The organism is Streptomyces sp. YIM S03343, assembly GCF_054729195.1.
Window position 1 is genome coordinate 7849445 of sequence record NZ_JBPUKX010000001.1, and the last position, 11864, is coordinate 7861308.

The 11864-nt window shown below is 70.9% G+C and carries 9 protein-coding genes and 1 pseudogene; 1 reads left to right on the forward strand and 9 read right to left on the reverse strand.

The window, feature by feature from the left end; translation table 11 throughout:
- Window positions 1-27: 27 nt before the first annotated feature.
- The 5 genes and pseudogenes from mug to ACSYGN_RS34710 all read right to left on the reverse strand — a co-directional run bounded on the left by mug (window position 28) and on the right by ACSYGN_RS34710 (window position 5640).
- A pseudogene (gene mug, locus ACSYGN_RS34690) lies at window positions 28-512 on the reverse strand (G/U mismatch-specific DNA glycosylase).
- 83 nt (window positions 513-595) lie between these two features.
- On the reverse strand, window positions 596-2038 hold the full coding sequence (gene purB, locus ACSYGN_RS34695) for an adenylosuccinate lyase (RefSeq protein WP_460402757.1): 1443 nt from the start codon (window positions 2036-2038) through the stop codon (window positions 596-598).
- A 303-nt stretch (window positions 2039-2341) separates the two neighbouring features.
- Entirely contained in the window at window positions 2342-3124 is a 783-nt protein-coding gene (locus tag ACSYGN_RS34700) for an SGNH/GDSL hydrolase family protein (protein ID WP_460402759.1), read from the reverse strand.
- A 162-nt stretch (window positions 3125-3286) separates the two neighbouring features.
- Window positions 3287-4309 carry a hemolysin family protein gene (locus ACSYGN_RS34705; RefSeq protein WP_460402761.1) on the reverse strand — a complete coding sequence of 341 codons (1023 nt, stop codon included), beginning with the start codon at window positions 4307-4309 and terminating at the stop codon, window positions 3287-3289.
- Window positions 4306-5640 carry a hemolysin family protein gene (locus tag ACSYGN_RS34710; RefSeq protein ID WP_460402763.1) on the reverse strand — a complete coding sequence of 445 codons (1335 nt, stop codon included), beginning with the start codon at window positions 5638-5640 and terminating at the stop codon, window positions 4306-4308. Before ACSYGN_RS34710 ends, ACSYGN_RS34705 begins: the two co-directional genes overlap by 4 nt.
- 294 nt (window positions 5641-5934) lie before the next feature.
- Between ACSYGN_RS34710 and ACSYGN_RS34715 the strand changes: the two genes are divergently transcribed.
- Window positions 5935-6609 carry a winged helix-turn-helix transcriptional regulator gene (locus ACSYGN_RS34715; protein ID WP_460402765.1) on the forward strand — a complete coding sequence of 225 codons (675 nt, stop codon included), beginning with the start codon at window positions 5935-5937 and terminating at the stop codon, window positions 6607-6609.
- Between the two features lie 118 nt (window positions 6610-6727).
- On the opposite strand, the gene ACSYGN_RS34720 is transcribed toward ACSYGN_RS34715, so the two are convergent.
- From ACSYGN_RS34720 to ACSYGN_RS34735, 4 genes are all read right to left on the reverse strand, one after another.
- Window positions 6728-7330 (reverse strand): DUF1326 domain-containing protein, encoded by a 603-nt coding sequence (locus ACSYGN_RS34720; RefSeq protein ID WP_460403921.1) that lies wholly within the window; start codon window positions 7328-7330, stop codon window positions 6728-6730.
- 205 nt (window positions 7331-7535) lie between these two features.
- Window positions 7536-7955 (reverse strand): GNAT family N-acetyltransferase, encoded by a 420-nt coding sequence (locus ACSYGN_RS34725; protein WP_460402767.1) that lies wholly within the window; start codon window positions 7953-7955, stop codon window positions 7536-7538.
- A gap of 328 nt (window positions 7956-8283) precedes the next feature.
- Entirely contained in the window at window positions 8284-10851 is a 2568-nt protein-coding gene (locus tag ACSYGN_RS34730) for an ABC transporter permease (RefSeq protein WP_460402769.1), read from the reverse strand.
- Between the two features lie 4 nt (window positions 10852-10855).
- Window positions 10856-11803 (reverse strand): ABC transporter ATP-binding protein, encoded by a 948-nt coding sequence (locus tag ACSYGN_RS34735; RefSeq protein WP_460402771.1) that lies wholly within the window; start codon window positions 11801-11803, stop codon window positions 10856-10858.
- Window positions 11804-11864: the final 61 nt, after the last annotated feature.

The following is an 11864-nucleotide window of genomic DNA, read 5'->3' on the forward strand; positions in this document are numbered from 1 at the left end:
GGCCGACTGGTCCGTGACGGGTCAGACTCAGACGGAACCGCTCTCCGTCCCCCTCGCGACCGTCCGCAGCCGACCGAACTCCTCCGCCATGGTCGCGGCCGTCCAGTGGGCGTTCAGCCCGCTCGGATTCGGCAGCACCCACACCCGCGTGTCCCCGAACATCCGCTCCTGCGGCCCCACCTGGGCCAACCGCTCACCGAAGGCGGCCCGGTAGGCGGTGACACCCACCACCGCCAGCCAGCGCGGCCTGAGCCGGGCCGTCTTCAGCGCCAGCAGGCGCCCGCCCTCCCGGTACTCCTCGGCGGTCAGCTCGCCGCCCTGGCCGTCGCCCGCGCCACGACATTGGTGATGCCGAGCCCGTACGACAGCAACTCCCGCTGCTCGGCGGGCTTCAGCAGCCGGGGAGTGAAACCGGACAGGTGCAGCACCGGCCAGAAGCGGTTGCCGGGGCGGGCGAAGTGGTGGCCCGTCGCGGCGGTCATCAGGCCGGGGTTGATGCCGCTGAACAGCACATCGAAACCGTCCGCGACCAGGTCCGGGACGAGCAGGTCCCGGGCGGCCTCCAGTTCGGCAGGGGTGAAACGCCGGACCAGACTCAGAGGATCGCCCCTGGTGTGTAGCCGGCGGCGGCCGGGTGGTGCTTCACGATCTCCTCGACGCGGGCGACGACGGCACCGACCTGGCCGGCCGCGGCGCCGGTGAAGGACAGCTTGTCGGCCATCAGCGCGTCGAGGTTGCCGCGGTCGAGCGGGAGGCGCTCGTCGGCGGCCAGCTTGTCGAGCAGGTCGTTGCGCTCGGCGCCCTGCTCGCGCATGGCCAGGGCGGTGGCGACGGCGTTCTCCTTGATGGCCTCGTGGGCCACCTCCCGGCCGACCCCGGCCCGTACGGCGCCCATCAGCACCTTGGTGGTGGCGAGGAACGGCAGATAGCGGTCCAGCTCACGGGCGACGACCGCCGGGAACGCGCCGAACTCGTCGAGCACCGTCAGGAACGTCTCCAGCAGGCCGTCCAGCGCGAAGAACGCGTCGGGCAGGGCCACCCGGCGCACCACGGAGCAGGACACGTCGCCCTCGTTCCACTGGTCGCCCGCCAGCTCGCCGGTCATGGAGGCGTAGCCGCGCAGGATCACCATGAGCCCGTTGACGCGCTCGCAGGAGCGGGTGTTCATCTTGTGCGGCATCGCGGACGAGCCGACCTGACCGGGCTTGAATCCTTCCGTCACCAGCTCGTGCCCCGCCATCAGCCGGATCGTCTTCGCCAGCGAGGACGGCGCCGCCGCCAGCTGCACCAGCGCGGTGACGACCTCGTAGTCCAGCGAACGCGGGTACACCTGCCCGACCGAGGTGAACGCCTGCGAGAAGCCCAGATGCCTGGCGATGCGCTGCTCCAGCTCGGCCAGCCGGACCGCGTCACCACCGAGCAGGTCCAGCATGTCCTGCGCCGTGCCGACCGGGCCCTTGATGCCGCGCAGCGGATAGCGGCCCAGCAGCTCCTCGACCCGGCCGAAGCCCACGAGCAGTTCGTCGGCGGCGGTCGCGAAGCGCTTGCCGAGGGTGGTGGCCTGCGCGGCCACGTTGTGCGACCGGCCGGCCATCACCAGCTCGGCGTACTCCCCGGCCAGCTTCCCGAGCCGGGCGAGCACCGCCACCGTCCGGTCGCGCATCAGCTCCAGCGACAGCCGGATCTGGAGCTGCTCCACGTTCTCGGTCAGATCGCGCGAGGTCATCCCCTTGTGCACGTGCTCGTGCCCCGCGAGGTCGTTGAACTCCTCGATACGGGCCTTCACATCGTGCCGGGTGACCTTCTCGCGCTCGGCGATGGAGGCCAGGTCGACGGTGTCGAGGACGCGCTCGTAATCGGCGATCGCCGCGTCCGGCACCTCGATCCCGAGGTCCTTCTGGGCCCGCAGCACAGCGAGCCAGAGCTGCCGCTCCAGCCGCACCTTGTGCTCGGGCGACCAGAGCACGGCCAGCTCGGTCGAGGCGTAGCGTCCGGCGAGGACGTTCGGAATACGGGGCTTGGCGGGCGCAGAAGTCACGTGTACGGATTCTACTGGCGATTCCTGCAGCCCAACGCGCCGGGAAGTCTCATCAAATCCTACGAGACCCACACCACACCTCCAGCCCCCCGTCCAGCCCGCATCGATCGATGCCGCCGAGCAGGAGATCCAGCCACACCCCCAGCCCCGGTTCGCCGGGGTCCAGGGGCGGAGCCCCTGGGGACGGGAAAGGGTAGGGGTGGCGGGGGCGAAATCCTCCCCGGGGCGGCCACCCCGGAACGCGAACAAACCGCCCCCACGCGAACGGGCAAGGCCAGCCATGTACAGCCGCCGCCCCCCTCCCTACCCCGCCGGCGCCTCGTACGGCACCAACTCCGGCCGCTTCGCCGGGCGCCCGTCCCCCGACGAGCGGCCGGTGAGACGGCGGCCGATCCACGGCAGCAGATACTGCCGCGTGAAGCTGGCATCGGCCAGACGACGCGCGACCCAGCCGGGAGGCGCCGTCGCCGGCACAGGGGTCCGCCAGTCGGGGTCCTCCGGCTCGTGGCCCAGGGCCTGCCACACTGCCTCCGCCACCCTCCGGTGCCCGTCCGCCGTGAGGTGCAGCCGGTCCACGTCCCACATGCGCGGGTCGGCCAGCGACGGCGCCCCGTACAGATCGACCACGACCGCCCCGTGCCGCCCGGCCAGCTCGTCGACGCAGTCGAACAGTTCCTCCATACGCGGCCGGAACCGTTCCAGGACCGGCCCCTGGCGCCCGGGGCTGCGCATCAGCACCAGCTGACCGCAGGCCGGGGCCAGCCGCTCCACCGCCTCGGTGAGCAGGCCCTTGACCTGCCCCATGTCGCACTTGGGACGCAGCGTGTCGTTGAGACCGCCGACCAGCGTGATCACATCGGGCCGCATGGCCGCCGCGACCTCGACCTGCTCGTCGACGATCTGCCTGATCAGCTTGCCGCGCACCGCCAGGTTGGCGTAGCGGAAACCGGGTGTGCGGGCGGCCATCCGCGCCGCGAGGAGATCGGCCCAGCCGCGGTAGGAACCGTCCGGCAACCGGTCCGACATGCCCTCGGTGAAGGAGTCGCCGACCGCGACGAGGCTGGAGTGCATGGAATTCGTCTGCATGGCGTCAGCGATGGTATCCCGATTCCATACCCGCCGGTCGGTCTGTCTCCCGTCCCCGGCTCCGCCCCCGGCCCGGGCAGGGCAGGGCAGGGCCCGGCGGCCGCCCACGCCGTACGCCCCGTACGCGCCGCACGCCGTACGCCCCGCAAGCCCACCCCGCCCTCACACCGGCTGCCCGAACAGCTCCCGCAGCACATCGGCCATGGTCACCAGACCCGCCAGCCGTCCGTCCTCGTTCTGCACGGCCGCCAGATGCGTGCGGGAGCCGCGCATCGCGGTGAGCACATCGTCGAGCGGCGCGGACTCGCGCACCCGAGCGATGGGCCGTATGTCGCTCATCGGGAACGGCGTGTCCCGCAGCACCTGGTCCAGCGCGTCCTTGACGTGCAGATACCCGACGATGCGCCGCTCCGCGTCGACCACGGGGAAGCGGGAGAAACCGGTCTCGGCCGACAATGCCTCCAACTGCTCCGGCGTGATGCCGATGTCCACGCTCGAGACACGCTCCCGTGGCAGCATCACCTCGCGCACGGGCCGCCGCCCCAGTTCCAGGGCGTCGTGCAGCCGCTCCCGGGCCCGCTCGTCGATCAGCCCCGCCTCCCCGGAGTCCCTCACCAGCCGGGCCAGCTCGTCGTCCGAGAACGTCGCCGTGACCTCGCCCTTGACCTCGACACGCACCATCCTGAGCAGGGCGTTCGCGAAGGCGTTCACCGTGAAGATCACCGGGCGCAGCGCACGGGCCAGGGTGACCAGCGGCGGGCCGACCAGCAGGGCGCTGCGCACCGGTTCGGCGAGCACGACGTTCTTCGGCACCATCTCGCCCAGCAGCATGTGCAGATACGTCGCCAGGGTCAGCGCGATCACGAAGGACACCGCGTGCCCGGCGCCCGTGGACACACCGGCCGCGTGGAACACCGGCTCCAGCAGATGCTCGATCGCCGGTTCCGCGACCACGCCGAGGACCAGTGTGCACAGGGTGATGCCGAGCTGGGCGGCGGCCAGCAGCGCGGACACGTGCTCCAGGCCCCACAGCACGCTGCGCGCCCGGCGTCCGCCGTCCGGCGCGTCCTCGGCGTACTGCTCGATCTGCGCGCGCCGTACGGAGATCAGGGCGAACTCGGCGCCCACGAAGAAGGCGTTGACGACCAGCGAAGCAAGACCGATCAGGAGCTGGACGAGAGTCATCGCTTCTCCTCCGGCCCGGTGTCCGCGGTGAGCGGCGCGTGCATCAGGACGCGGGCGGCCCGGCGCCCTGTGGCGTCCATGACGTCGAGATGCCACCCGGTGACCTCGACGCTGTCGCCGACCACGGGTATGCGTCCGAGCAGGGTCGCGACGAGCCCGGCGAGCGTCTCGTACGGCCCGTGCGGCGCCCTGAGCCCGACGCGGGCGAGCTGGTCGGTGCGGGCGGCGCCGTCGGCCGAGTAGAGCGCGCGCCCTTCGTCGTCGACCCCGGCGAGCACCAGGTCGGGTGTCTCGTGCGGGTCGTGCTCGTCGTGCACCTCGCCGACGACCTCCTCGACGATGTCCTCCAGGGTGGCGACCCCCGCGGTGCCGCCGTACTCGTCGATGACGACAGCCATGGTGCGCTTGCCGGAGAGCCGGTCGAGCAGCCGGTCGACGGTGAGCGACTCCGGGACCAGCAGCGGCTCACGCATCAGCTCGGCGACCGGTACCCGGGCGCGCCGCGACGCGGGTACCGCGAGGACGTCCTTGATGTGCGCGGTGCCGACGACCGAGTCCAGGTTGCCCCGGTAGACCGGGAACCGTGACAGACCGGTCGCCCGGGTCACGTTCGCCACGTCCTCGCAGGTGGCCTGGGCGTCGAGGGCGATGACCTGGACACGCGGTGTCATCACGTTCTCCGCTGTCAGATCGGCCAGGTTCAGCGTCCGCACGAACCGCTCGGCGGTGTCGGCCTCCAGGGCGCCCGCCAACGCTGAGTGCCGGGCCAGCGCCGCCAGTTCCTGCGGCCCGCGCGCGGACGCCAGCTCCTCGGAGGGCTCCACGCCGAAGCGCCGTACGACACGGTTGGCCGACCTGTTGAGATGGCTGATGAAGGGCCGGAACGCGGCGGTGAACCAGCGCTGGGCGTTGCCGACCGTCCTGGCCACCGCCAGCGGGGAGGAGATCGCCCAGTTCTTGGGCACCAGCTCGCCGACCACCATCAGGAACACCGTGGACAGTGCCGTCCCCACGACCAGACCGACCGAGGTCGCGGCCGATCCGGATATGCCGAGCGACTCCAGGGGTCCGGCGAGCAGCGCCGCGATCGACGGCTCGGCGAGCATACCGACGACCAGGTTGGTGACCGTGATGCCGAGCTGCGCCCCGGACAGCTGGAACGTGAGGTTCCGAACGGCCTTCAGAGCGCCGGCCGCGCCGCGTTCACCCCGCTCCACGGCCCGTTCGAGCGCGCCGCGCTCGACCGTCGTCAGCGAGAACTCCGCGGCGACGAAGGCGCCGCAGGCCAGGGACAGCAGCACCGCCACGAAGAGCAGGAGCACCTCGGTCATGGGTTCACCCCTGTCCCATGGTCGGGCAGGGCGGGACGCAGCGCGCGATGTCGGGTATTCGGAGGTTCGCCCATGGGTGGACGTTCACACCTTTCATCAAGAGGCCGGGGACCCCCCAATGGTAAAGGGTGAGCAAAGTCGCCTGCAGGGGGCTGTGGTGGGCCTCCGCTTGGCGCGTCGTGGGCCTCGGCCGGCCGGCGGTTCGACCCGGCGTCGAGCTGGTCCGGTGCACTGCAGTGGCCGACACTGGGGGTTGTGCACAGCTATGGGCGGTATTGCCCTGTCGCGAAGGGTGTGGAGATCCTCGGGGATCGGTGGACCCTGCTCATCGTGCGGGAGATGCTGTTCGATGTCTGCCGGTTCAATGACCTGGAACGTTGCCTGCCCGGTATTTCCCGCTCGGTGCTCGCGCAGCGGCTTCGCCACCTGGAACGTGCCGGGCTCCTGACGCGACACGTCGGCGCATCGGGGCGGTCGGTCGAGTACCGGCTCACTGCGGCGGGGTGGGCACTGCGGCCGGTGGTCCATGCGATCGGGGAGTGGGCGGCGGCGTACGCGTCCGCCGATCCGCGTCCGGAGGAACCGGACGCGGACCTGCTCATGCGGTGGATCAGCCGGCACCTCAACGCGGAGGCGCTGCCGGCATCCCGCGTCGTGATCCAGTTCGACTTCACAGCTCCGCGGCAGTGCCGCTTTTGGCTGGTGCTGGAACCGCAGGCCCCGTCGATCTGCTTGGAGGAGCCCGGCTTCGATGTCGACGTGCGGGTCACGTGCAGCACCGAGGTGCTGTACCGGATCTACCTCGGCAAGATCTCGCTCGGCGCGGCGATGCGCGCAGACGATCTGCAGCTCGCCGGCACGCGGCCGCTGCTACGGGCGTTCCCGAACTGGTTCGCCTGGTCGAGGTTTGCTTCCGCGGTGCGGGCACCCGACACCGGAGGACGACCGCACGCCGGGGCTCATGTGTGAGCGACGGTCGTCAGCACCGAGCATGGGGCTGTTCGGAGTTTTCAGGAATCGCCGTCAACGCCGAGAACGGCGGCCCACGTCAGGCGGGCGAAACCGGCCCGCACAGCGGGTGCGCTGCTCATGCCGCCCACGTGAACGCCGCCGCGTGCCCGTTGTGCCCGGCCAGGTCGAGATCGAGGCCGAACGCACGGATGCGGGCCACATTGGACTTCGCGATCGTGACCACCGGATCAGGTGTGATCGTCATCCCGTGCAGCGTGGCCACTTCGCTCGCGCCGTCCAGCAGGAAGTCCTCCACCTCGATCTCCACCGAGTCGCCGATCGTCACGCGGTGGACGCGGTCCTCCGACGAGAATGTGATCGGGGCGCTCTCCACTCCGACGATCTCTCCCACCAAAGGGGCCAGCGCCGACGGCGGCCCGCCGAGCGACCCACCGAATACCGCTTGCAGCTTCTCGGCCTGCTGCGCCGACGCGGCCTGATCGACGATCAAGCCGGCCCGCCAGTTGCCCAGCGACATCTGCCCCGGCGCGTCGGCCACCAACGCCACGGTGAGACCGTTCACGTCGACGCCTTCCACCTCTCCGCGGTCGACGTGGAACACCAGCGTCACCTGGCAGCGCTCCGTGTCGGCCGGAAGCGCCATTGCCGAGACGGTGCACGGGCACACCACATCGCACGGGCACGCCTCGAAGTACCTGCCTTCAAGATGCCATGTCATCGCTTTCTCCTTCCTCGACGGGGCCTCACACGGCGGCGGAGGCGTCGGCAGGTGTGTGTTCGCCGACGACACCCCCAGCTTGATCCGAACGTATGCCCGGGCGGCATGAGGGGGAAGTTCGACATTCGAACCGCAGCCCCGATGACCGCGCCCCTGGCCAAGAAACGGACCGACCCGTCGAATCCCGGCTGCTCACAAACATCGCCTACAGCGGTTTGATCCAGCGTCGCCAGTGGCCCTCGCGGTGGTAGCCGGTGGCGGCCCAGGCCTGGTGGGCTCGTTCGTTTGCTTCCAGGACCATGGCGTCGACCCGTCGTCCGCCCAGGGCGGCGAAGCGTTGTTCCGCGGCTCCGAGCAGGGCGGTGGCGATGCCCTGCCGTCGGTGGTCGGGGTGTACGGCCAGTCGGTAGGCGGAGCATCGCCATCCGTCGAAGCCGGCTATGACGGTTCCGGTGAGGAGGCCGTCGCGCTCTGCGAGGAGCAGGGCTTCGGGGTCTCGTGCGATGAGCCGGGCGACTCCGTCGTGGTCGTCGCTGATGCTCGTTCCTTCCGCGGCTTCACGCCAGAACTTCAGCACGGCGTCGATGTCGGAGGGGGCGGCAGGGCGGATGCGCAGTTCGGCCATGGGACGAGGCAACCAGCGGAACACCCCACCGGGCCAGCGGATTTCACCAGACGGACACCGCTAGTGCCGTGGCAGGCAGCGTTTGCCCGTGAAGGAGCGGCGTCCGGTGCGTGCTCTCGGCGTGCCGGCCGGAGGCCCTCGTACTGGACGTACTTGGGTCTTCGGCCGGTGCGGCGAGCGGGGGTCCCCCCTGCTCGAAGAGCTTGGGGGAGCGTGCCGGGCGTCGCGACGGGGCGAACGTTGCCTGTCGCGGCACTAGCCGACGGGCGGCCGGGCGGGCTGTACCGCCGGGTCGCAGCCCAGGCCGTACAGCCCCCGTCGGACCGCCTCACTCGTGCGCGATCGCCGCCAGCACGTTCATCCGGGACGCCCGCAGCGCGGGCAGCAGGGCCGCGACCACGCCCACGACCGCCGAGCCGACCACGACAGCCACGATCGTGCCCCACGGGATCGCCAGGGCCTTCATGCCCTTGAGGGCCAGCACCTGCTGGATGCACACCCCCCACACCAGACCGAGCCCGAGCCCCAGCACCGCGCCGAACACCGCGATCACCACCGACTCCAGCCGGATCATCCGCCGCAGCTGCCGCCGGGCGAGCCCGATGGCGCGCAGCAGCCCGATCTCCCGGGTGCGCTCCACCACCGACAGCGCCAGGGTGTTGACGACACCGAGCACCGCGATGACGATCGCCAGGCCGAGCAGCGCGTACACCAGATACAGCAGCACCGCGATCTGGTCGTGCACCAGCTTCTTGTAGTCGGCCTGGTCACGCACCTGGACCTGCGGATACGCGTCCAGTGTGTGCTTCAGCCGGCCGCGCAACTGGTCGGCACTGGTGCCGGGGGAGCGGTTGACGTACAGCGCGGAGTCCTGGCCGCCGGGGACGTACTTCTCGACCGTGGCGATGCCGAAGAACAGCCCGCCCTGCATGCCGAATCCGTCGGAGTTGCCCTGGTCGGTGAGTGCGCCGACCTTCAGCGTCGTGGTGCGGTTGCCCTGGAACTCGACGGGGAGCACGCTGCCGATCCGCACGTCGTGCCTCTTCGCGAAGCCGACGTCCATGGCGAGGTTCCCGGGCGTCAGCGCGGCCGCGGTGTTGCCCGCCGCGTACTTCACATGGGCGACGTCGTCCACCCCGTTGCCGTATCCGGACGTCGTGGTCTCCACCCGCTTGCCGTCCGGCAGCCGGACCGCGAGCGGCGCGAACCGCTGCCGTACGACGAGACCGACGCCCGGCGTGGCCCTCACCTTGCCGGTGACCTCCGGCGAGAACGGCAGGAAGTTGCCGTTCTGCACGACGAAGTCCGCGCCGAGCGTCTTGTCGATCTGCTCGTCGAACGACCGTGTCATGGAGGCGCTGGCCACCGACATCCCGCCGACCAGGGCGAGTCCGACCATCAGCGCCGACGCGGTGGCGCCCGTACGGCGCGGATTGCGCAGGGCGTTGCGCTGGCTCATCCGGCCGACCGAGCCGAACAGGGCGGGGAAGGCACCGCCCAGTACCCGGATCACCGGGCGCACCAGCAGCGGTCCCGCGATGACGGTCGCGATCAGGGTCAGGACCACGCCCAGGCCCAGCAGAGACGCCGAGGAGGCGGCCTTCGAGGAGGCGGCGCACCCGGCGAGCGCGGCGACGCCGAGCGCCCCGACGATCCCTCCGGCGATCGCGCGCACCCGCAGCGGCCGCCCCACACCGGCCACATCGGCGTCCGCGAGGGCTGCCATCGGGGACACTACGGCCGCGCGGCGCGCGGGGAGATAGGCCGCGACGAAGGTGACGCCCACACCGACGACGTACGCCACGACGGGCGTCCCCCAGCCGACCACCATCTCGGTGGTCTTCAGGTTCATGCCGAACGCGCTCATCAGCCTGATCAGCCCGGCCGCCAGCCCGATCCCGGCCGCGAGGCCCAGCGTCGAGCCGACCAGGCCCAGCAGGATCGCCTCGGTGAGCACGGAGCGGCGCACCTGCCGCCGGTCGGCGCCCAGGGCGCGCAGCAGCCCCAGTTCGCGGGTGCGCTGCGCGATCAGCATGGAGAACGTGTTGACGATCAGGAAGATGCCGACCAGGACCGCGATCCCGGCGAAGCCGAGCATCACGTACTTGATGACGTCGAGGAAGCCGCCGAGCTGTGCCGCCGAGGACTTGGCCTGCTCGTGCGCGGTCTTGACGTCGTAGGTGTTCGTGCCGATCACGTCGGTGACACGGCGCTTGAGGACGGTGTCGTCCACACCCTTCGCGGCGTCCACCGAGATGCCGGTGGCCTTGGCCGCCGAGCCGAGCAGTCCGGTCTGCGCGGTCGGGGTGTCCAGGAAGATCAGGGCGGCGCCGGGGTTGGTGGTGGTGAAGGTGGCGATGCCGACGATCTTCACGTCGAAGGTGCCGGGCTGTGCCTGCACCGACAGGTTGTCACCGATCTTCAGATGCTTGCGGTCGGCGGTTTCCGAGTCGAGGAGCGCCTCGGCGGGGCCGTGCGGGGCGTGCCCGGAGGTCAGCTTCACCGGGCTGCGATCGGTGACGTACCAGTTGGTGACGATGGTGGGGGCGCCGGTGGTCGGGCCGACCGGCTGGTGGTCGCTGTCGACGACCGCGATCTGCTGGGTGGCCGCGTCGATGTGTGCCGCGGCGACGCCGTCGATGTTCCGCACCTTCGCGGCGAGGGAGGCGGGAATGGTCGGGGTCGCGCCGGTCGGCACGGACGACTTGAGGTCCTGCTTCGGCTCGATCGTCACATCGGCCGAGGTGGAGGCGAAGAGCCGGTCGAAGGTGCGGGTGACCGTGTCGGAGAAGATCAGACTGCCCGCGACGAACGCCACGGACAGGACGACGGCCAGCGCGGACAGCAGCAGCCGCCCCTTGTGTGCCAGGAAGCTGCGCAGCGTCGCCCTGAGCACAGGGTCACTCCCCTTCCGGGGCGGCGACTGGCTCGGAGACCTCGGCGGCGGCCTCGCCGTCCCGCCCGGTCCTCGTGCCGCCGTCGCCGTCACCGTCGCTGTCGGGCGAGGACGGCACGGCACGCTCGCCCTGTGGCACGGTCCATGCCGGACGGCCGGTCTCGGACTGGCGGTCGCCGCGGATCGCGTCGAACCGCTTCAGGCGCTCCAGGACGGCGTCGGCCGTGGGGTGCTCCATCTCGTCCACGATCCGTCCGTCCGCGAGGAACAGCACCAGATCGGAGTGGGCCGCCGCGCCCGGGTCGTGCGTCACCATGACGACGGTCTGCCCGAGGCTGTCGACCGACTCGCGCAGGAAGCTCAGCACCTCCAGACCGGCGCGCGAGTCGAGGTTGCCGGTCGGCTCGTCGGCGAAGATCAGCTCGGGCCGGGAGGCCAGTGCCCGCGCGCACGCGACACGCTGCTGCTGGCCGCCGGACAGCTGCGCGGGACGGTGCTTGAGCCGGTCGCGAAGCCCCAGGGTGTCGATGACCTGGTCGAGCCACTTCTCGTCGGGCTTCTGGCCCGCGATGTCCATCGGAAGGGTGATGTTCTCGAGCGCGTTGAGGGTCGGGATCAGATTGAACGACTGGAAGACGAAACCGATACGGTCCCGGCGCAGCCGGGTCAGCTCACGGTCCTTGAGGCCGGTGATCTCGGTGTCGCCGAGCCACACCTGACCGGCGGACACCGTGTCGAGTCCCGCCAGGCAGTGCATCAGCGTGGACTTCCCCGAACCCGACGGCCCCATCACGGCGGTGAAGCGGCCGCGCACGATGTCCACGTCCACCGAGTCCAGGGCGAGCACCGTCGTCTCGCCCGTGCCGTACGCCTTGGTCAGACTGCGGGCGCGGGCTGCCGTCCCGTCGGCCGCGGACCGGCCGGGGACGTGCTCCGCAGCAGTTGTGGACAAGACCGCCTCCTAGCGCTATCCCGGGAGCCACGGCAGTTACCGGCGTCATGACTCCTTTGTC